The organism is Oceanibaculum nanhaiense, assembly GCF_002148795.1.
Taxonomy (GTDB): Bacteria; Pseudomonadota; Alphaproteobacteria; order Oceanibaculales; family Oceanibaculaceae; genus Oceanibaculum; species Oceanibaculum nanhaiense.
This window is the reverse complement of the sequence record NZ_MPOB01000003.1, coordinates 172,230-191,304: the sequence shown is the minus strand read 5'-3', so window position 1 is coordinate 191,304 and position 19,075 is coordinate 172,230. Positions and strand designations below refer to the sequence as shown.

Genomic DNA, 19,075 nt, shown 5'->3' with positions numbered 1-19,075 from the left:
TTCATCCATTGCCAGGATGTTCGCCGTTTTCGGCGAGGCAGCCATGCAGGATCGAATCGACCGGCTGTCCATCAATCCATACATGCTGGCGCAGCACGCCTTCCCGCCGGAACCTGTTTTCTTCCAGCATGGCGACGTAGTTCGGACGGATCGCGTAGGTCTCGGTACACAGCCGGTTGAGCCCGAGATCGGCAAAGGCCAGCCTTTTCATCAGCCCAAGGAAGGCACTGAAATAGCGGGCAACGACCTTGTCGTCCCCGATATGAACCGGGTCGAGCAGGAAGGAGACTTCGGCCCGCCGGTGCGCCCAGGCGACATGCACCAGCCCGCCATAGCCGATCAGCCGGTCCTCTTCCCGGTAGCTGACCAGGATGGTATCCGGCCGGGCTTTGCTGAATTGCGGCCAGATATGCGTGGCGAAATAGGCTTCCTGCTGCTCGGGCGTGATCGGTTCCGCCTGGCGCAGCACATCGATCTGCGCATTGCGCCACTGCCGTATCGCCTCGATCTCCGTCTTCTGCACCGCGCGTACCGACAGGCTGCCGGCTTCCAGCACCGGATGCGGCATGCAGGCATAGGTGGCGGGTGGGCTTTGCATCTGAATCAGTCGTGCGGCGTCAGGAAGGCGGTAATGTTGCGGCCCAGCCCGACCTCTGCCAGCGCGGCATAGAAGCGGTTCACCGCCTCGGCGGATTGTTCGGCCAACAGCAGTTCCATCTCCACGCGGGCACGGTGCGCCGAAGCGCCCTGCGCGCGGTCGCGTACATAGTTGGAACCGTCATGCATCAGGAACAGGTCGATGGGGAAGTCGCCGATGATCTCCTGGCAGTCCCAGCCGGTTGCCCCGGCGATGGCGCGCAGGCTGTCGCGCGTGAAATAGGCCAGATGGTCGGGCAGCGCGATCCAGAACCGCTCCGGAATATGGCCATCGGCCAGCAGCTTTTCCTGATAGGCGGAACCATCGTTCGGCACGGTGACCGCCAGCACGCCGCCGGGGGCGACCAGCCGGCGCAGCCTTTCCAGCAGGCCGACCGGATCGATGACATGTTCCAGCACGTTGGTCAGCCAGACGAGGTCGTATTTTTCGCTGGCACCGATGCGCGTATCCAGCAGTCCGAACAGGTCGCCGGCGGTGACGGCGTCCGCCAGATCGGGATTCATCGCCTTGATGCCGGCCAGGCTGTGGTCGATCCCCTCGACGTGCCAGCCCGCGCGCCTGAACCAGGCCAGCGCGAAACCCTCGCCGCAGCCGACATCGAGGAACCGGCCGGGCGTACCCGTGCCGCGCAGCTTCTCCGCCAGGGCCGCTCGCTGGGCGAGCTTGGCGTCGAAGAAGGCGTGCTCTTGCGCTGTGTAGGATTTCCGGTAGTTGCTGCGCTCCTGCTGGTAATAGCTGGCGTAATAATCGCTCAGCTCCTGGGCGGTTGGCATCGGGTCCGCCTGGAGAAAGCCCAGCAGATGGCGCTTGAGGCGGGAATCGTTGATCGTCATGCCCGGTCAGCCCTTGTGCAGTTCCAGCAATCGGAAGAGGTGGGTGGCGCGGACCCAGTCATCCTCGGTGTCGATATCCTGCACGCGCCAGCGCGGAATGCGCAGCGGAATGGTGTGTGGCGCGAACATCGGCTTGCCGGATCGCCATGCCTCCGGCGTGCCCCAGTAGAACTGCGCCGCGTCATGCAGCGCCTCCGGCAGGTCCTGGGATCGGGTGAGGGCATGTTCGGGGAAGAACATCTCCACCCCGCCCTCGGGCAATTGCCGGAAGGAGCGGAAGATGGGGGCGGGAAAATCGGTGACGGTAAAGGCATAGGCCCAGCCGCCCGATTGCAGCAGCTCCAGCCCTTTGCGGACATCCTCTGCATGGATGAAGGGGGAGGCGGGGTAGAGGCAGCACACCGCCTCCAGGTCCCAGCCCTGCGCCTGCATCCAGTCCACCGCATGGGCGACCACTGGCGTGGTGCCGGTATGGTCGTCGGCGAGGTCGGCCGGGCGCGTGAACGGCGCTTCCGCCCGCCATTCGCGCGCCACCTGCGCGATCTCGGCATCCTCGGTGGAGACGATGATATGGTCGAACAGGCCGGATTTCTGCGCCGCGATGATGCTCCAGGCGATCATCGGGCGGCCGCAGAAATCCTTGATGTTCTTGCGCGGGATACGCTTGCTGCCGCCCCGCGCCGGGATCACCGCCACCTTCATTGTCACTATCCGTTCCGTATCACCTGTTACCGCGCCCCATCCTCAACGGAAGCGGGGCGCGGATGCAAGGCCGTATAGGAACTGGGGCGATCAGAACTGGATGCGGTTGGTGTAGGCGCCGTCCACAACCAGATTGGTGCCGGAGACGAAGCTGGCGGCCGGGCTGGCCAGGAACACGGCGGCGCGGGCGACCTCCTCCGGCGTGCCCATGCGGCCGGCGCGGTTCTTCTTCAGGAAATGCTCGTAGCGCGCCGGATCGTTGATCTTGGTGCGGCCCCACACGCCGCCCTCGAAATAGATCGTGCCGGGGGAGACGGTGTTGGCGCGGATGCCCTTGCCGGCATGCGCCTTGGCAAGGTTTGACATATAGGCGATGACCGCCGCCTTCACCGTGTTGTAGGAGCGCACGGTATCGGCGGAAATCTCGATGCCCGACACGCTGGAGATGGCGACGATGGCGCCGTTGCCGGCCTTTTCCAGGAAGGGCAGGGCGGCCTCCACCGTGCGCATGGTGCCCATAATGTCCACCTCGACACTGGCGCGCCAGGCGCTCTCCTCATTACCGCCGCCCATGGCGCTGACATTGGCGATAAGGATATCGATACCGCCCAGCTTCGCCGCCGCATCGGCGATGAAGCCGCGGATGCTCTCGCCGTCGCCGACATCGGCGATGCCGCCATAGGCCTTGGCACCGGTTGCCGATACCGCCTGCTCGGTCGCCTTCACCTCATCCTCCTTGCGCGCGCAGAAGGCGACGTCGCAGCCCTCGGCGGCCAGAATATCGACGATGGCCCGGCCGATACCGCGCGTGCCGCCGGTGATGACGGCCTTCTTGCCCTTCAATCCCAGATCCATGTTCGGTCTTTCCTTGATGGTGTTTCGGTTTATGGAGCTGAGTGTAGGCAAGGGCGCGGCAATGCGCCATCGACCCGATGGTGAAGCTGATATGCGCCGCTTCTCAAGACGTCGGGGACATCGGAAAGAGGTGGCGGCTATCCGCTCCCTCTGTTCAAATGCCGCTTCCTTCCGAAAGACACGCGGGTTCCCATGTCCAAGCACCATACGCTATCTTCCAGCCCCGAAACCTGCCATTGGGGCGCCTTCGACGCGAAGATCCCGCCGGTACTGGAAGTGGAATCGGGCGACCGGGTGACCATCCACACCGTTTCCGGCGCGCCGGAGGTGACGCAGGGCGAGGGCATCGTCGTCCGCCCGGAACTGAAGGAAATCCACGCGAAATCGCCGCGCCTGCTGCCCGGCCATATCCTCACCGGTCCGGTGGCGGTGAAGGGGGCGATGCCCGGCGACGTGCTGGAAGTGCGCATCATCGACGTGAAGCTGCGCGACGATTGGGGCTGGAACATCATCCGGCCGCTGGGCGGCACGCTGCCGGACGAGTTCCCGGATACGCGGCTGCTGCATATCCGCATGGATCTCGAGAAGATGGTGGCGAAGCTGCCCTGGGGCGTGGATCTGCCGCTCGACCCGTTCTTCGGTGTGATGGGCGTAGCACCGCCCCCGGGCTGGGGCGCGCAGACCTCGATCATCCCGCGCGCCATGGGCGGCAATCTCGACATCAAGGAGCTGCGCCCCGGCGCCACGCTCTATCTGCCGGTGTTCAACGAGGGCGGGCTGTTCTCCTGCGGCGACGGCCATGCCGTGCAGGGCGATGGCGAGGTCTGCATCACCGCCATCGAGACCGCGCTCAGCGGCACCTTCGAATTCATCGTCCGCAAGGATATGAGCCTGAAGCTACCGCAGGCGGAAACCGCGAAACATTACATCACCATCGGCCTCGACCCGGACCTGGACGAGGCGGCGAAGATCGCGCTGCGCGGCATGATCGAGCTGATCTGCGCCAAGTCCAATCTCAGCCGCGAGGACGCCTATACCCTGTGCAGCCTGGCCTGCGACCTGCGCGTCAGCCAGCTGGTGAACCAGCATAAGGGCATCCACGCCATGCTGCCGAAGGCAGCGCTGCATGGCGGGAAGTAGAATCTAAACCCTCTCCCTTTGCGGGAGAGGGTGGTGCGCGTCAGCGAACCGGGTGAGGGGGCGGCTCGGTCCGTGGGATTACCCCTCACCCAGCTTCGCCTAATTCGCTTCGCTCATAAGGCTGCGCAACCCTCTCCCGCAAGGGGAGAGGGGGGTCAGAACCGCAGCACCAGCCGGTTGATGCCGTTCAGCGCCCGCCAGATGGGGCGGAACACTGCGATGAAGCCTTCCCAGTCGGCGAAGCCGGCCTGCTGACGAATGGCGTCCAGCGTGCGTGCGCCGTCGATCAGTTTCAGGATCGCGGGGGCCTGACGCGGCAGCGGCAGGGTGACCGGCAGCCCGTCGAACGCGCCTTTGATGCCGCCCTGTTGCTGGACCGCCCTGGCGATGGTCTCCGCCTCCCACTCGATGAAGAGCGGGATCGCATCGGGCACGGGCACCGCCACGGTATCGGTCTTGTGGGTCAGATAGGCGATGTGCAGCTTCATATTGCCGGCCAGCCGCTCGGCCAGCGCTGCCTGTTCCAGCATTGGCAGCGACGCCGCCCGCTTCGCCAGCGCCGGGTCGGTGAGGTACAAGCCGGGGTCATAGCGCAGCGGCTCGATGAAGCTGGCGATGTGCAGGCCCGCACCCGCCACCAGCGTGGCCAGTTGCGGCACGGTATAAGCGCGGTCCTGACGGTGCAGCAGCAGATCGACCAGCTCCGCATCGCCGCGCTGGTGATCGCCGAGGAAGCGGTTGTTGCGGAAGCCGTTGGTGACGGGCAGGGCGGGCAGCAGCTTCTTCGCCAGCGTCACCTGCTCCTTCAGCGGCATGTCGCCGGCCAGCTGCTGCAGGGCCGCCTGAAGCGGGTAGAGGCCGGCGCGGCCATATTCGCCATAGACCATGATCCCGATGCCGCCGCCGGGCGCCAGCGCGCCGGCAAGACTGACGAGGCCGGCATCCGGGTCGGGGAGATGGTGCAGCACGCCGCAGCAATCGATGTAGTCGAAGCCGCCGAGGCCCATTGCCGCCAAATCCAGCAACGAGCCATTCAGGAAGGTCACGTTGGTCAGGCCGCGCGCGGCAAGGCGCTGCTCCGCGATGCGGCGTGAGGCGCTGGACAGGTCGAGATAGGTGATCTCGGCTTTCACGCCCTTATCGTGCAGCTGCTGCGCCATCATCACCGTCGCGTCGCCGGTGCCGCCGCCGGCCACCAGCACGCGGAAGGGCTTGCTCCAGTCGCGCTGCCCGCCGAACAGGTAGTGATCGATCTCCAGCACCCGGCTGGGTGAGCCGGTGACGAGCCGCGTGGCTTCCTCTGCCGGGTTGCGGCCGGGATAAGGATAGGCCTCGTACTGGTCCTGCACCGGGTCGGTCATGCCATGTTCCTCTCTGCGCCGGACCGGCATAGCGCAGAAGATGCTTACGGTCGAGACGATAGGCTCTATGAGCGGTCGCAAATCCTTGCCATGCTACCTGTCAATGACACGAACAAGCTGGGGGGCTTAGATGAACAACGCCGACGCCAAGACTACTGTGATCCGCAAGGCCGACTGGGTCGTCGCCTGGGATCCGGGTACGGAGCGCCATGTCTATCGCCGCGGCATCGACATCGCCTTCCGGGGCAACACGATCCTGCATGTCGGGCCGGATTATGACGGGCCGGCGGACAGCGAGATCGACGGGCGCCAGTCGGTCGTGCTGCCGGGCCTCATCAACATCCACTGCCATCCCTACAACCAGCCGACCTACAAGGGCGTGCGCGAGGAGCTGGGCAATCCGAAGCTCTATATGAGCGCGCTGTACGACCGCACGGCGCTGTTCCAGGATCATGAGGGCGGCCCGGAAGGCCCCTGCGCCTATGCGCTGTCGGAAATGCTGCTGTCCGGCGTGACCACCATCGCCGATCTGTCGCCCAGCTATCCCGGATGGATCGAGCTGCTGGCCCGCAGCGGCTTGCGCGCCTATGTGACGCCGCAGTTCCGCGAGGCGCGCTGGGACGTGCCGACCGGCCACCGGCTGGACTTCGTCTGGGACAAGGCGGCTGGCCAGAAGCAGTTCGAGAAGGCGCTGGCGCTGGTGGACGAGGCGGTGGCGCACCCGTCCGGGCGGCTGTCGGGCATCGTCATGCCGGCGCAGATCGATACCTGCTCGGCCGAGATGTTCCAGGAGTCGGTGAAGGCGGCGCGCGCCCGCAAGCTGCCGCTGCAGACCCATGCGGCGCAGAGCGTCGTCGAGTTCCACGAGATGACGCGGCGGCATGGCATCACGCCGATTCAGTGGCTGGACGAGGTGGGCTTCCTGGCGCCGGACGTGACCATTGGCCATGGCATGTTCCTCGACCATCACTCGCTGATCCATTGGGAAAGCCGCAGCGATCTCGGCCTGCTGGCGAAGCGCGGCGTAACGGTGGCGCATTGCCCGACGGTGTTCTCGCGCTATGGCCACACGCTCGAGCATTTCGGTAGCTATCTGGAGGCCGGGGTGAATATGGCGATCGGCACCGACACCCACCCGCATAATCTGTGGGAGGAAATGCGTACTGCCGCCATCCTGGCGCGGGTGAACGCAAAGGATTTCAGGGCCGTCACCACCGCCGACATGTTCAACGCCGTCACCACCGGCCCGGCCAAGGCGCTGGGACGCGACGATATCGGACGGCTGGCGCCGGGGGCAAAGGCCGACATCGTGCTGGTCGATGCCACCCATCCGATCATGCGGCCGCTGCGCGATCCGCTGCGCAGCCTGGTCTATACGGCAGCCGAGCGCGCGGTGCGTGATGTCTATGTCGATGGCGTGTTGCGCGTCGAGGACGGCCAGGTGCTGACCTTCGATTTCAGCGCCGCCGCCGAAGCGGTGGAGCAGGGCCAGCGTCGCGCCGAGGCGACGGTCGCCCAGCGCAACCCGAAGGGGCTGACTGGCCGCGACATCTCGCCGCTGGTCCTGGAGGAGATGTGAGACGACTCCTTGATTGCGAGCCGGTCGCAACTAAATTAGAATGCATCTAGTTTGCGACTGAGCCGCGATGGAGGCGGTCATGATGGACGACAAGAAGAAGCTGGCGGGAATCGTATGGCGATCGGTCACGCTGGGCATGCTGGTTACGGCGGTGGCCGGGCTGTTGCTGTCGCTTGGCCATGAAACGGCGGCAATAGCCTAAGGCTTGGCGCCTAACGCTTGCGGGCAGGAGGGGCTTGTGCGAAGGGATGACGGACCCTTTCGTCCGTATGCGGATAGCGCGATGCCCCAACCCGAAGTTTTCCATTCTGTCATTCCCGTTATCCTGTCTGGCGGCAGCGGTTCGCGGCTGTGGCCGGTGTCCCGCCTCAGCTATCCCAAGCAGTTCCTGCCTCTGCTGGGCGAGAGCAGCCTGATCCAGGAAACCGTGCAACGCACCGCGCCGGCGCATGGCTTCGCCGCGCCGATGATCGTCTGTGCCGAGGATCACCGCTTCATCGTCGCCGAACATATGCGCCAGCTCGATATCGAGCCGGCGGGCATCCTCCTGGAACCGCAGGGCCGCAACACCGCGCCGGCGCTGGCTGCGGCTGCGCTGGTCGCGCGCGAAAAGGCGCCCGACTCCATCCTGCTGGTGCTGCCGGCCGACCACCATATCGCCGATCCGGCGGGGCTGCGCGCCGCTGTGGCGGCGGGGCTGCCGCTGGCGCGTGCGGGAAAACTTGTCACCTTCGGCATGGTGCCGGACGCGCCGGAGACCGGCTATGGCTATGTGAAGCCGGGTGCCGCACTGGGCGCGGGCGTGTGCGCCGTCGAACGCTTCGTCGAGAAGCCGGACCGCGCCACGGCGGAGCGTTTCGTTGCCGAGGGCTATCTGTGGAATTCCGGCATGTTCCTGCTGTCGGCCAGAACCTGCCTGGACGAGATCGCGCGTCACGCCCCGGAAGTGCTGAAGGCGGCGGAAGATGCTGTGGCCACGGCAACCAGCGACCTGTCCTTCCTGCGGCTGGGGGCGGGCTTCGCCGAGGCGCCCTCGATCTCCATCGACTATGCGGTCATGGAGCGCACCGACCATGCCGCCGTGGTGCCGGCGGATATCGGCTGGGCCGATCTCGGTTCCTGGTCCTCGCTCTGGCAGGTTGGCGAGAAGAACGCGGACGGCAATGTCCTGCAGGGCGATGCCTGGGCCATCGGCACGAAGAACAGCCTGGTGCGCGGCGAGGGCATCGCGACCGTGGCGGTGGGCGTCGAGAATCTGATCGTCGTCGCCACCGAGGATGCGGTGCTCGTGGTTTCCAAGGAGTCCGTACAGCAGGTGAAGGATGCGGTTGATCTGCTGAAGCGCGAGGGCCGCAAAGAGGCGAGCACCCATCGCCAGATCTACCGTCCCTGGGGCTATTACCAGACGCTGCATGCCGGCGACCGTTTCCAGGTGAAGCGGCTGACCGTGAAGCCGGGCGGCAAGCTGTCGCTGCAGAAGCATTTCCACCGCGCCGAGCATTGGGTGGTGGTGAACGGCACCGCGCTGGTTACGCGTGGCGAGGAACAGATGCTGCTGCAGGAGAATGAATCGGTCTATCTGCCGCTGGGCTGCGTGCACCGGCTGGAGAATCCCGGGAAGGTGCCGTTGAACCTGATTGAGGTGCAGTCCGGCGCCTATCTGGGCGAGGACGACATCGTGCGCATCGAGGACGCCTTCGGCCGCGCCTGATGATAGCTGCCATGCCGAATTATCGTTGCATTATAGAGCTTTAATCCTGTTCCCCTTGCGAGAGTGATGGTATCGCTGAAGATACTATGCTGCTCAATTCTCCAACCGGGGGCGGGATGACGGGCCGAGACGGCGATGCTTCGAACAGCAATCAGGCAGGACAGGCGAATGACAATGAAAAAGCAGGAGAAATCGTCAGCGGCTTCGCCGATAACCGGGTAACCCTGTCCGTCACGGGCAATCTGATGTTCATCACGGTCGAGAATGAGGCGGAGCTGAGCGATATCCACGCCTGCCTGGCGGAAGGGCTGGCGCGCGGTCTGGTACGCACCAACATGCTGACGCTTGTGGATGCCACGAAATTCTACGGCATCGTCGAATGGGAGACGATGTACGACATCTTCCGCCTGGCGCCCTGGGGCAGCGCCCCGCCACCCGAATCCCGCGTCGCCTATGTTGCCCGGGACGGCTTCTTCTTCCAGCTCGTCAAGATCGCCGCCGGGATCTTTCCGAAGGCCAATCACCGCCTGTTCAAAGACCGGGCGGAAGCGCTGGACTGGCTACTGGAGGCTCAGCCCTCCGTCTGACGGTGCGGCGTGTCATAGGTGCTCCAGCCGATTTTCTTTCCGGCAGGAGCGGGCAACGTGTCCTGAACCTTCTTGCGCTCCAGGTGCATATGCGCCTTGGCGATGAAGTTGGCGGTGATTGGCGCGGTAATGAACAGGAACAGCGTGATCGCCAGCTCATGCACCGACACGCCCCCATGGGCCAGCAGATTGTAGAGAATGGAGGCGATCAGAATGCCGCCGACGCCCAGCGTCGTTGCCTTGGTGGGCGCATGCAGCCTTGTCATCACGTCCGGCAGTTTCAGCAGGCCGAAGGAACCCACCAGCGAGAAGAAGCCGGCGATGACGATGAAGGCGGAGAGCAGCAGCTCGAGGATGAAATCCATGATGTTCCCCTTACTCGATCACGTCGCCGCGCAGCAGGAACTTGCAGTAGGCCACGGTCGAGATGAAGCCGACCATGGCGAACAGGATCGCCGCCTCGAACAGGATCGATGTATCGCTCATCAGGCTGTACAGCACGATCAGCGCGATGGCGTTGATGGTCATGGTGTCCAGCGCCAGGATGCGGTCCGGCATGGTCGGGCCGGTGGCCAGGCGCCAGAGATTCATCAGCAGCGCCAGGCCGATGCAGGCGAAGCAGAAGGTGATGGCGTAGAAGATCATTCGAAAATCTCCTTCAGGCGGGCCTCGTAGCGCCGCTTGATGTCCGCGACAGTGGCCGGTCCGTCCTCAATGTTCAGCCCATGCACCAGCAGGCTGCGGCCATCGGCCGACAGATCGCAGGAGACGGTGCCTGGCGTCATGGTGATGGTGCCGGCCAGCAGGGTGATCGCTTCCGGCGTGCGGACATCCAGCGGGATCGAGATGAAACCCGGCTTCAGATCGGCATTGCGCCTGAACAGGATCAGCCCGGCGACCTGCACATTGGCGATGACGATATCCCACAGGACCAGGAAGAAATAGGCAAAGGCCTTGGGGTAGCTGCCGATGCGTGGCGCGTCCGGCCACAGCCGGCTGGTCAGCAGTGTGATGCCGATGCCCAGAAAGACGCCCAGCACCAGGCCGCCGACCGAGAAATCGTTCAGCAGGATCATCCAGAGCAGGGTGAGGACAAGGGCCATGATCGGGTGCGGAAGGTAACGTTGCATCACTATCCTCCTTCCCTCAGCGCGACGCCAGCGCGTCGCTGCCCAGGACGGCGGCGATGTAGTCCGTGGGCGCGATCAGCTGCCGGGCGGTCTCGTCCAGATAGCCGGTGACGGGGGCGGCGAAGGCCGACAACAGCGCTGTCATCGCCAGCACACCGATCGTGGCGACCAGCGGCAGCACGGGATGCGCCGCGGGGACGGCCTCGGGAACATCCCCGCCGCGCTTCCAGAACACCAGGCTGCCGGCGCGGGCAAAGGCGATGATGGACAGGAAGGATGTCACCAGGATCAGCGTCCAGATCCAGCCCATCGACTGGCTGTCGCGCGCGGCGTCCAGGATCAGCAGCTTGCCGAGGAAGCCGCTCAGCGGCGGCAGGCCGGCCATGGCGATGGCGGCGGCCATGAACAGCGCCGACAGCAGGCCGATACCGGCGAAGCCGGCGCCCGGCGCCACGGCATCGCTGCCACGGCGGATCGATATCTGCTCGACCAGCAGGAACAGCCCGGCGGCGATGAAGGTCGAGTGCAGCATGTAATACATGCCCGCCGACAGGGCCTCGACCGTGAACAGGCTGAAGCCGGTCAGCAGCGTACCCATCGACCCGACGACGCCGAAGGCGACCAGCCAGCGCAATTGCCGGGCGGCCAGCATGCCGACCATGCCAAGCACCATGGTGACCAGTGCGGCAGGCAGCAGCCAGGGGCCGGCGATCCAGGCAGCCTCGCCCGCATCTGCCCCGAAGGCCAGCGTATAGACGCGCAGGATCGAATAGGCGCCGACCTTGGTCATGATCGCGAACAGCGCTGCCACCGGGGCGGCACTGGCGGCATAGGTGCCGGGCAGCCAGAAATGCAGCGGTACCAGCGCGGCCTTGATGCCGAACACCAGCAGCAGCAGCAGTGCTGCGGCCTGCAGCAAACCCTGATCGGCAGCCCCCACCTGCGGCACCTTCAGCGCGAGATCGGCCATGTTCAGCGTGCCGGTGACGCCGTAGATCAGGGTGGCGCCGATCAGGAACAGCGCCGAGGCGGTCAGGTTGGTGACAACGTAATGCGTGCCGGCCTTCAGCCGCTCGCCGCCGCTGCCATGCACCATCAGCCCGTAGGAGGCGATCAGCAGCACTTCATAGAACACGAACAGGTTGAACAGGTCGCCGGTCAGGAAGGCGCCGTTCACCCCCATCAGCTGGAACTGGAACAGCGCGTGGAAATGCTTGCCACGCTTGTCCCAGCCGCCGATGGCATAGAGCAGCACGAACAGCGCCAGCACGGCAGTCAGCAACAGCATCATCGCCGACAGCCGATCCAGCACCATGACGATGCCGAAGGGCGCCGGCCAGTTGCCCAGCAGATAGGCTTCCGCCGGAGTCTGCGTCGCTGCCGCAACCAGCGCAACGGCGATGGCGAATTGCGCGGCGGTCGCGGCCAGCGCGACGGTGCGCTCCAGCGCCTGTTCCCGGTTCAGGCCCAGCAGCAGCAGGCAGGCGGCGATGGCAGGCACCACCACCGGCATGACGATCCAGTGGTTCATTGCCCGGTCCCCTTCCGGTTGGCCCTATTGCCATCGACATGGTCGCCATCCACATGGTCGCTATCGACCTCGAGATAGGCGCGCAGCACCAGCACCACCGCCATCGCTGTCATGCCGAAGGCGATGACGATGGCGGTCAGTACCAGCGCCTGCGGCAGCGGGTCGGTATAGCTCGCCAGTTTCAGTGCCAGGATCGGCGGCTTCTCGGTTTCCAGCCGTCCCATGGCGAAGATGAAGGCATTCACCGCGTAGGACAGGAAAGTCAGGCCGACGATGACCGGGAAGGTGCGCGCGCGCAGCAGCAGATAGACGCCCGCCGCCGTCATCACGCCAATGCCGGATGCAACCAGGAATTCCATCTCAGCCCTCCTGTCCGGCCGGTTTCGCGGCCGTGGTTTCGCGTGACGGGTCGAGGTCCATCGGTTCCCTGGAGACAGTCAGATGTTCCGCCTTCATGCCGATGCGCGACAGGTTGGCCAGGGCGAGCATCACCGCGCCGACCACGGTCAGGAACACGCCAGTGTCGAACAGCATGGCGGTTGCCAGCTCGAAGGTGCCGACCAGCGGCAGGGTGAAATAGCCAAAGTCGCTGGTCAGGAAGGGCCGGTCGGCCAGCCAGGCGCCGACGCCGGTCAGGGCCGCGATCAGCACGCCTAGGCCGATGGTCGCGTGATAGTCGATGCGGATGCGCTGCGTCGCCCAGCCCAGGCCGCTGGCCATGTACTGCATGATCAGCGCGATGGCGACAACGAGGCCGGCGATGAAGCCGCCGCCCGGCTCGTTATGGCCGCGCAGGAAGATATAGACGCCGACCATCAGCGCCAGCGGCAGCATGACGCGCGCGACCACCACCATCATCAGCGGGTGCCGGTCGGCGGCGCGCGCGGTCTCGAACTGCCAGCTCATCAGCTTGCGCCGGCACTCGCCATGCATCGCGCTGTCCAGCAGCGCGAAGATGACCAGCGCCGCGATGCCCAGCACGGTGATCTCGCCGAACGTGTCGAAGCCGCGGAAATCGACCAGGATGACATTCACCACATTGGTGCCGCCGCCGCCGGTCTTGGAATTCTCCAGGAAATAGCCGGAGATGGTCTCGAAATCGCGGGTCATCACCGCCCAGACCGCGCCGCCGACGCCAAGCCCGGCCAGGCCGGCCAGCACGCCGTCACGGGCCTTGCGCGGCATGCTGCTTTCGGCCGGGGTGGCTTTCGGCAGGAAGTTCAGCGCCAGCAGCATCAGAATGACGGTCGCGACCTCGACGGAGATCTGCGTCAGCGCAAGATCGGGGGCCGAGAAATACAGGAAGCCCAGCGACACGATGAGGCCGACCACGCTGACCAGCAGCAGGGTGTACAGCCGCTGGCGGTGCATCGCCACAACGCCGATGCTGGCGGCGATCAGCAGCACCCAGGCGACGATGGCAAGCGGCGGGGCGGGCAGGGACGGCCGGCCGCCCGGCGCGCTCGTGGTGCCGAAATAGCCGGCATAGCCAACGACCAGCGCCGCCCCCACCAGCCAGGCGAGATAGCCTTGCAGCGAGCCGTTCTGCAGCCTGTTGGTGACCTGGCCGGCCAGCGTCACCAGCACGCCGATCGCGGTCTCGAAGATCGTCTTCGCCTCGGGGCGCGGCACCGATTCGCGGATTGCCTTGACCTGCCTGTGGCGCCACAGCAGCAGCGCGCCGCCGGCGACCGCGATCACGCTCATCAGCAGCGCCGGAGTGAAGCCGTGCCACAGCGCCAGGCTGTACTCGGGCAGCGGACCGCCGATCACGGCGGCGGACACGGTGGCGACCAGCGGCCCGGCGACGAGTGCCGGCAGGATGCCGATCAGCACCACCAGAACCGCCAGCAGGGCGGGCGGCGCCCACATCAGGAAGGGCGGATCATGCGGGTGATGCGGGTAGTCGTGCCGCTCCTTGCCGAGAAAGACATGGAAGATGTAGCGGAAGGAATAGGCAACGGAGAACAGCGCGCCCAACGTCGCCAGCACCGGCACGACCCAGTTCTGGCCGAGCCAGAGGGTGTGCGAGGCTTCCTCCAGCATCATTTCCTTGGACAGGAAGCCGTTCAGCAAGGGGAGGCCGGCCATCGAGGCGGCGGTCACCATGGCGATGGTGCCGGTGATCGGCATCAGGAACAGCAGTCCGCCCAGACGCTTGATGTCGCGCGTGCCGGCCTCGTGATCGACAATGCCGGCGGTCATGAACAGGGCGGCCTTGAAGGTCGCATGGTTTAGGATATGGAACACCGCGACCACGGCGGCCATCGGCGTACCGAAGCCCAGCAGCATGGTGATCAGCCCGAGATGGCTGACCGTGGAGAAGGCCAGAAGCCCTTTCAGATCATCCTTGAACAGCGCGATCCAGGCGGCGATCACCATGGTCGTCAGGCCGGCGGTCGTCACCAGATAGAACCATTCCTCGGTACCGGCCAGCGCCGGCCACAGCCGGGCCATCAGGAAGATACCGGCCTTCACCATGGTGGCGCTGTGCAGATAGGCGCTGACCGGCGTGGGCGCCGCCATCGCGTGCGGCAGCCAGAAATGGAACGGGAACTGCGCCGATTTGGTGAAGCAGCCGCCGAGGATCAGCAACAGCGCCGGGAGATACATCGGCGACTGGCGGATCGCCTCGCCGCTTTCCAGGATCACGGTCAGATCGTAGGAGCCGGCGATATTGCCCAGGAGCAGCATGCCGGCGATCAGCGACAGCCCGCCGGCGCCGGTAACAGCCAGCGCCATGCGGGCACCCTGTCGGCCTTCCGGCAGATGGTTCCAGTAGCCGATCAGCAGGAAGGAGGACAGGCTGGTCAGCTCCCAGAACACCAGCAGCAGCAGGATGTTGTCGGACAGCACGATGCCGACCATGGCGCCCTGGAACAGCAGCAGATAGGCCATGAAGCGGCCCATCGGATCGTCCTTCGACAGGTAGGCGCGGGCATAGATGATGATCAGCGCGCCGATGCCGAGGATCAGTCCGGCGAAGAACAGCCCCAGCCCGTCGATGAAGAAATTCACATTGAGGCCCAGCGCCGGCAGCCATTCGTAGCGCGCTGTCACCACCTCGCCGCGGAACACGGCGGGCGCGTGCGTCAGCAGCAAGGTGAGGCTGGTCAGTGTGGTGGCGAGTGCGGCGATGCTGCAGGCATTGCGTCCTGCCCGTATCGACAGCGCAGCGAAAATGGCGCCGATAAACGGCAGCAAAACGATCAGAAGGAGGCTCATCGGTATCCCTTGCGTCTCCCTGCGACGTATGCCCTGTCCGGATGGGACTGTGTGAGGCTGTCTCGATGCGCGGCGCGGTTGATCCGCTTTGTGCCGTCCTTATTGGCGCGAGGCTGGCGAAATAAAGCGAATATCCCGCGTGCTGTCCAGAAAAGTCGGTCGTGTCCCCTGTCGATTTTCGGTTCCGGCGGTTTGCCTTGGTGTTTGCAGACCGGCCATGCGGCGGTTCGGCTTGGCGCTTCCTGTCAGCATCGCTAACATTTCTTACCATCCGCGAAAATAAAGCCAAGCAGGGAGCCTCAGTATCATGGACATCGCATTCTGGCCGGCGAAGAAGCAGGCGGCGGCCATCAGGAACAAGAAGATCAGCGCTCTCGAACTGCTGGATCACTGCCTGGCGCGGGTCGAAAAGCATGATCGCGACATCAATGCCGTGGTCGTGAAGGATGTCGATGGCGCCCGCAAGCGCGCGAAGGAAGCCGACAAGGCGCTGGCCAGGGGTGCCGTCTGGGGGCCGCTGCACGGCGTGCCGATGACCATCAAGGAATCCTTCGACGTGGTCGGCATGCCCACCACCTGGGGCCTGCCGGAACTGAAGGACAATTTTCCCAAGCAGGATGCGCTGTCGGTCGCGCGCCTGAAGCAGGCCGGCGTGACGCTGTATGGCAAGTCGAACGTGCCGCTGCTGCTGTCGGACTGGCAGAGCTATAACGAGGTCTATGGTACCACCAACAACCCCTGGGATCTGACGCGCACGCCCGGCGGCTCCTCCGGCGGCTCGGCGGCGTCGCTGGCGGCCGGCTTCTGCGGCATCGAGGCGGGCAGCGACATCGGCGCCTCGATCCGCAACCCGGCGCATTATTGCGGCGTCTATGGCCATAAGCCGACCTATGGCATCTGCCCGCCGCGCGGCCAGGCGCTGCCGGGTCGGGTGTCGGCCTCCGACATTTCGGTGATCGGCCCGATGGCGCGCAGCGCCGCCGACCTCGCCATCGGCCTCGATGCCATGGCCGGGCCGGACGATATTGAGGCGGCGGGGATGAAACTCGTCCTGCCGGCGCCGAAGAAGAAGAGCCTGAAGGAGTACAAGGTCGCCCTGATGCTGGACGACCCGAATGCCGAGGTGGACAAGAGCGTGCAGGACCGGCTGCTGGCGCTGGCGGATTTCCTGCGCAAGGAGGGGACGACGGTGGACGAGCGCGCCCGCCCGGACATCGACACCGGCGAGGCGATGGCGATCTATGTGGCGCTGCTGCGCGGCGCCACCTCCGGCCGGCAGACGGCGGAGCAGTACAAGGCCAACCTGGCGCTGGCGGAAAAGCTCGACCCGAAGGACGAGAGCTATGCCGCGCGCATGCTGCGGGCCGTCACCATGCCGCACAAGGACTGGCTGGCCTGTAACGAGCGGCGCCACCAGATCCGCCTGAAATGGGCCGAATTCTTCACCCAGTACGATCTGCTGCTGTGCCCGACCGCAACCACGGCAGCCTTCAGGCAGAACCAGAAGGGCGAGCGCTGGGAGCGCATGATCCCGGTGAACGGCAAGGACCAGCCCTCGACCGACCAGCTGTTCTGGGCCGGCTATACGGGGGCCTTCTACCTGCCCTCGACCATGGCGCCCGTCGGCCTGACGCCGGAGGGGCTGCCGGTCGGCGTGCAGATTGTCGGTCCGCAATATGGCGACCGCAGCACCATCCACTTCGCCGGGCTGATCGAGAAGGGCTATGGCGGGTTCGTGCCGCCGCCTTCCTATGCGGCGTAAGGGGGCGAACTCTTTATCTCCGCGAATGTCGCCGATACAAGAAAAGGCTTGACCAGTGCGGCCTGAAAAATGCCCACTCGTGAACCGCACCGTGGATGCCTGATTCGCGGTGGTTCGATCCATGACCAGCAGCCGAGACGAGAAGCGATGAAACAGGTGAAACGGGGCAAGGGCTTCCTGAACACGCCGGGGCCGACGAATGTACCGGACCGCGTGCTGAGTGCGATGCACACCCCGGCGGTGGATCTGAACGATCCTATCCTGCTCGATACCGTCGCGTCCTGCTTCGAGGATATGAAGACGGTCTTCCGCACCCGGGATGGCCGCATCTTCATGTACATCACCAATGGCCATGGCGCCTGGGAAGCCGCCCTGGTCAATATACTGAGCCCCGGCGACAAGCTGCTGGTGCCGGAAACCGGCAATTTCTCCGCCGGCTGGCGCGATGTCGCGGCGGCCTATGGCGCCGAGATCGAGGAAGTGCCGAACGACTGGCGCACGGCCATTGACCCGGCGCAGATCGCCGCGCGCCTTGCCGCCGACAAGGACCAGAAGATCAAGGCTGTGCTGCTGGTGCATACGGACACCGCGGTCGGCATCACCGCCGATGTGAAGGCGGTGCGCGAGGCCATCGACAAGGTCGGCCATCCGGCGCTGCTGATGGTCGATACCATCGCCTCGCTGGGCACGGTCGATTTCCGCATGGATGACTGGGGCGTGGACGTTGCCGTCGCCGCCTCGCAGAAGGGGCTGATGATGCCGCCGGGCCTGGGCATCGTCGCCGCCAGTCCGCGCGCCATCGAGGCGCACCGCAAGGCAACATCGCCGCGCCGCTACTGGGACTGGGGCGCCCGGATGGAGCCGGAGAGCTATCGCAAATTCTGCGGCACCGCGCCGGAGCACCACATGTTCGGCATGCGCGCCGCGCTCGACATGCTGCTGGAGGAGGGGCTGGAGAATGCCTTCCGTCGCCACCAGATGCTGGCCGACGCGACGCGCGCCGCCATCGATGTGTGGAGCCGGGGCAACGCGCTGTCCTTCAATGCCATCAACCCGGCCGAGCGTTCCAACGGCGTCACCACCATTCTGGTCGCTGACGGCTATGACGGGGCGGCGATCCGCGAGGTTGCCCGCGAAGTGTTCCAGACCGGTCTCGGCGGCGGCCTCGGCAAGCTGCAGGGCAAGGCCTTCCGCATCGGCCATATGGGCGACATGAACGAGCCGATGCTGCTGGGTGCGCTGGCGGCGGTCGAAGCCTCGCTGACTTATCTCGACATTCCCTACGGCAAGGGCGGCGTCGATGCCGCGATCCAGAGCATCGCCCATGCGCGGCGGCGGCAGGATCAGGCCTCGTCCTCAATCACCCTGGTCTCGCCCGGCAAAAAGCCGGCGGCGTAGGTCATCGTCAGGTCGCCGATCGAATCCTTGCTCGTCTCGAAGACCTGCATCCCGATGAAATGATCCACCCTCTCGCCATCATAGGCGAGGGGGCAGACCAGCCGCTGGGTGTGGCCCTTGGCAATCTCCCGGGCACCAATGAACACCGATTCGGACAGCACCGGCAGACGGTGGCTCATGGCCTGTTCGTACAGGCCGGTGATGTAGCGCGCATAGTCCTTGTTGGGATTCAGTTCATCCACATAGGCGCCGGTCAGGTCGAGGCCGGCAGCCTTGGCAAGGCCGGTGCCGCACAGCCGGAAGCGCAGGCGGCCCTCATCCAGCTCGACGATGCTGATATAGGGCAGCAGTTTCGCCCCCAGCTCCAGCGGATCGAAATCCTGGCGCTCCGGCAACAGCCCGTTCCGTCGTCTTCGGTTGCTTCGCCACAGGTCCAGAAGACGGCGGATGGTCGGTCGGATGACCGGGATTTCCGGCGAGGAGGTTTTGCTGGGCATCACCAAAAGGTAACGGCATTCCTGTCACGTGCGTAGAATAAAGGAACGGCCCGGCGCGTTTTCGCGCCGGGCCGTTAGGAAGTTTGCCGTGTTTTGCCGGTGTTGG

The 19,075-nt window shown here is 65.3% G+C and carries 19 protein-coding genes; 7 read left to right on the top strand and 12 right to left on the bottom strand.

What is annotated here, in order from left to right:
- Position 1 precedes the first annotated feature (1 nt).
- From BKM74_RS06220 to BKM74_RS06205, 4 genes are all read right to left on the bottom strand, one after another.
- Positions 2–598 (bottom strand): GNAT family N-acetyltransferase, encoded by a 597-nt coding sequence (locus tag BKM74_RS06220; protein WP_086464833.1) that lies wholly within the window; start codon positions 596–598, stop codon positions 2–4.
- A 5-nt stretch (positions 599–603) separates the two neighbouring features.
- Positions 604–1,491 carry a class I SAM-dependent methyltransferase gene (locus tag BKM74_RS06215; protein WP_086464832.1) on the bottom strand — a complete coding sequence of 296 codons (888 nt, stop codon included), beginning with the start codon at positions 1,489–1,491 and terminating at the stop codon, positions 604–606.
- A gap of 6 nt (positions 1,492–1,497) precedes the next feature.
- The gene (gene pseF / locus BKM74_RS06210; RefSeq protein ID WP_086464831.1) at positions 1,498–2,193 is read right to left on the bottom strand and encodes a pseudaminic acid cytidylyltransferase; all 696 of its coding nucleotides are present in this window, start codon (positions 2,191–2,193) and stop codon (positions 1,498–1,500) included.
- Positions 2,194–2,283: 90 nt separating this feature from the next.
- Positions 2,284–3,048: an SDR family NAD(P)-dependent oxidoreductase gene (locus tag BKM74_RS06205; protein ID WP_086464830.1), complete on the bottom strand. Its 765-nt coding sequence runs from the start codon at positions 3,046–3,048 to the stop codon at positions 2,284–2,286.
- Between the two features lie 192 nt (positions 3,049–3,240).
- Between BKM74_RS06205 and BKM74_RS06200 the strand changes: the two genes are divergently transcribed.
- The gene (locus BKM74_RS06200; protein WP_086464829.1) at positions 3,241–4,188 is read left to right on the top strand and encodes an acetamidase/formamidase family protein; all 948 of its coding nucleotides are present in this window, start codon (positions 3,241–3,243) and stop codon (positions 4,186–4,188) included.
- Between the two features lie 155 nt (positions 4,189–4,343).
- Here the strand turns inward: BKM74_RS06200 and BKM74_RS06195 are convergent, their stop codons facing one another.
- Positions 4,344–5,549 carry a class I SAM-dependent methyltransferase gene (locus BKM74_RS06195; protein WP_086464828.1) on the bottom strand — a complete coding sequence of 402 codons (1,206 nt, stop codon included), beginning with the start codon at positions 5,547–5,549 and terminating at the stop codon, positions 4,344–4,346.
- A gap of 130 nt (positions 5,550–5,679) precedes the next feature.
- On the opposite strand from BKM74_RS06195, the gene BKM74_RS06190 reads away from it, so the two are divergent.
- From BKM74_RS06190 to BKM74_RS06180, 4 genes are all read left to right on the top strand, one after another.
- A complete protein-coding gene (locus BKM74_RS06190) occupies positions 5,680–7,128 on the top strand; it encodes an amidohydrolase family protein (protein WP_086464827.1) in 1,449 nt (482 codons plus the stop codon).
- Between the two features lie 79 nt (positions 7,129–7,207).
- Positions 7,208–7,330 (top strand): hypothetical protein, encoded by a 123-nt coding sequence (locus tag BKM74_RS19070; RefSeq protein ID WP_281251447.1) that lies wholly within the window; start codon positions 7,208–7,210, stop codon positions 7,328–7,330.
- Positions 7,331–7,411: 81 nt separating this feature from the next.
- Positions 7,412–8,839, top strand: coding sequence for a mannose-1-phosphate guanylyltransferase/mannose-6-phosphate isomerase (locus tag BKM74_RS06185; protein ID WP_086464826.1), 1,428 nt, complete (start codon positions 7,412–7,414; stop codon positions 8,837–8,839).
- Between the two features lie 116 nt (positions 8,840–8,955).
- Entirely contained in the window at positions 8,956–9,426 is a 471-nt protein-coding gene (locus tag BKM74_RS06180) for a hypothetical protein (protein WP_086464825.1), read from the top strand.
- Here the strand turns inward: BKM74_RS06180 and BKM74_RS06175 are convergent.
- From BKM74_RS06175 to BKM74_RS06150, 6 genes are read right to left on the bottom strand one after another with little or no spacing between them, the layout of a single operon-like run.
- Positions 9,411–9,791, bottom strand: a complete 381-nt coding sequence (locus BKM74_RS06175) for a Na+/H+ antiporter subunit G (RefSeq protein ID WP_086464824.1) — start codon at positions 9,789–9,791, stop codon at positions 9,411–9,413. The genes BKM74_RS06180 and BKM74_RS06175 overlap by 16 nt on opposite strands.
- A gap of 10 nt (positions 9,792–9,801) precedes the next feature.
- A complete protein-coding gene (locus BKM74_RS06170; protein ID WP_086464823.1) occupies positions 9,802–10,071 on the bottom strand; it encodes a K+/H+ antiporter subunit F in 270 nt (89 codons plus the stop codon).
- Positions 10,068–10,556: a Na+/H+ antiporter subunit E gene (locus BKM74_RS06165; protein ID WP_086464822.1), complete on the bottom strand. Its 489-nt coding sequence runs from the start codon at positions 10,554–10,556 to the stop codon at positions 10,068–10,070. The genes BKM74_RS06170 and BKM74_RS06165 overlap by 4 nt, the downstream gene beginning before the upstream one ends.
- 16 nt (positions 10,557–10,572) lie before the next feature.
- Complete coding sequence (locus BKM74_RS06160; protein ID WP_086464821.1) at positions 10,573–12,087, bottom strand: monovalent cation/H+ antiporter subunit D; 1,515 nt, start codon at positions 12,085–12,087, stop codon at positions 10,573–10,575.
- Positions 12,084–12,446 (bottom strand): Na+/H+ antiporter subunit C, encoded by a 363-nt coding sequence (locus BKM74_RS06155; protein WP_086464820.1) that lies wholly within the window; start codon positions 12,444–12,446, stop codon positions 12,084–12,086. Before BKM74_RS06155 ends, BKM74_RS06160 begins: the two co-directional genes overlap by 4 nt.
- Position 12,447: 1 nt before the next feature.
- Positions 12,448–15,312: a monovalent cation/H+ antiporter subunit A gene (locus BKM74_RS06150; RefSeq protein WP_086464819.1), complete on the bottom strand. Its 2,865-nt coding sequence runs from the start codon at positions 15,310–15,312 to the stop codon at positions 12,448–12,450.
- A gap of 307 nt (positions 15,313–15,619) precedes the next feature.
- On the opposite strand from BKM74_RS06150, the gene BKM74_RS06145 reads away from it, so the two are divergent.
- Together BKM74_RS06145 and BKM74_RS06140 are read left to right on the top strand one after the other, a co-directional pair.
- Positions 15,620–17,074, top strand: coding sequence for an amidase (locus tag BKM74_RS06145; RefSeq protein ID WP_086464818.1), 1,455 nt, complete (start codon positions 15,620–15,622; stop codon positions 17,072–17,074).
- A 147-nt stretch (positions 17,075–17,221) separates the two neighbouring features.
- Positions 17,222–18,472, top strand: a complete 1,251-nt coding sequence (locus tag BKM74_RS06140) for a pyridoxal-phosphate-dependent aminotransferase family protein (RefSeq protein ID WP_086464817.1) — start codon at positions 17,222–17,224, stop codon at positions 18,470–18,472.
- Here BKM74_RS06140 and BKM74_RS06135 read toward each other — a convergent pair.
- Positions 18,418–18,969 carry a PAS domain-containing protein gene (locus tag BKM74_RS06135; RefSeq protein WP_086464816.1) on the bottom strand — a complete coding sequence of 184 codons (552 nt, stop codon included), beginning with the start codon at positions 18,967–18,969 and terminating at the stop codon, positions 18,418–18,420. The two genes, BKM74_RS06140 and BKM74_RS06135, sit on opposite strands and share 55 nt — an antisense overlap.
- Positions 18,970–19,075: the final 106 nt, after the last annotated feature.

Coding starts and splice junctions, on each gene's coding strand:
- BKM74_RS06220 (WP_086464833.1), bottom strand. CDS start 598: ATGCAAAGCCCACCCGCCACCTATGCCTGCATGCCGCATCCGGTGCTG.
- BKM74_RS06215 (WP_086464832.1), bottom strand. CDS start 1,491: ATGACGATCAACGATTCCCGCCTCAAGCGCCATCTGCTGGGCTTTCTC.
- pseF (WP_086464831.1), bottom strand. CDS start 2,193: ATGAAGGTGGCGGTGATCCCGGCGCGGGGCGGCAGCAAGCGTATCCCG.
- BKM74_RS06205 (WP_086464830.1), bottom strand. CDS start 3,048: ATGGATCTGGGATTGAAGGGCAAGAAGGCCGTCATCACCGGCGGCACG.
- BKM74_RS06200 (WP_086464829.1), top strand. CDS start 3,241: ATGTCCAAGCACCATACGCTATCTTCCAGCCCCGAAACCTGCCATTGG.
- BKM74_RS06195 (WP_086464828.1), bottom strand. CDS start 5,549: ATGACCGACCCGGTGCAGGACCAGTACGAGGCCTATCCTTATCCCGGC.
- BKM74_RS06190 (WP_086464827.1), top strand. CDS start 5,680: ATGAACAACGCCGACGCCAAGACTACTGTGATCCGCAAGGCCGACTGG.
- BKM74_RS19070 (WP_281251447.1), top strand. CDS start 7,208: ATGATGGACGACAAGAAGAAGCTGGCGGGAATCGTATGGCGATCGGTC.
- BKM74_RS06185 (WP_086464826.1), top strand. CDS start 7,412: ATGCCCCAACCCGAAGTTTTCCATTCTGTCATTCCCGTTATCCTGTCT.
- BKM74_RS06180 (WP_086464825.1), top strand. CDS start 8,956: ATGACGGGCCGAGACGGCGATGCTTCGAACAGCAATCAGGCAGGACAG.
- BKM74_RS06175 (WP_086464824.1), bottom strand. CDS start 9,791: ATGGATTTCATCCTCGAGCTGCTGCTCTCCGCCTTCATCGTCATCGCC.
- BKM74_RS06170 (WP_086464823.1), bottom strand. CDS start 10,071: ATGATCTTCTACGCCATCACCTTCTGCTTCGCCTGCATCGGCCTGGCG.
- BKM74_RS06165 (WP_086464822.1), bottom strand. CDS start 10,556: ATGCAACGTTACCTTCCGCACCCGATCATGGCCCTTGTCCTCACCCTG.
- BKM74_RS06160 (WP_086464821.1), bottom strand. CDS start 12,087: ATGAACCACTGGATCGTCATGCCGGTGGTGGTGCCTGCCATCGCCGCC.
- BKM74_RS06155 (WP_086464820.1), bottom strand. CDS start 12,446: ATGGAATTCCTGGTTGCATCCGGCATTGGCGTGATGACGGCGGCGGGC.
- BKM74_RS06150 (WP_086464819.1), bottom strand. CDS start 15,312: ATGAGCCTCCTTCTGATCGTTTTGCTGCCGTTTATCGGCGCCATTTTC.
- BKM74_RS06145 (WP_086464818.1), top strand. CDS start 15,620: ATGGACATCGCATTCTGGCCGGCGAAGAAGCAGGCGGCGGCCATCAGG.
- BKM74_RS06140 (WP_086464817.1), top strand. CDS start 17,222: ATGAAACAGGTGAAACGGGGCAAGGGCTTCCTGAACACGCCGGGGCCG.
- BKM74_RS06135 (WP_086464816.1), bottom strand. CDS start 18,969: ATGCCCAGCAAAACCTCCTCGCCGGAAATCCCGGTCATCCGACCGACC.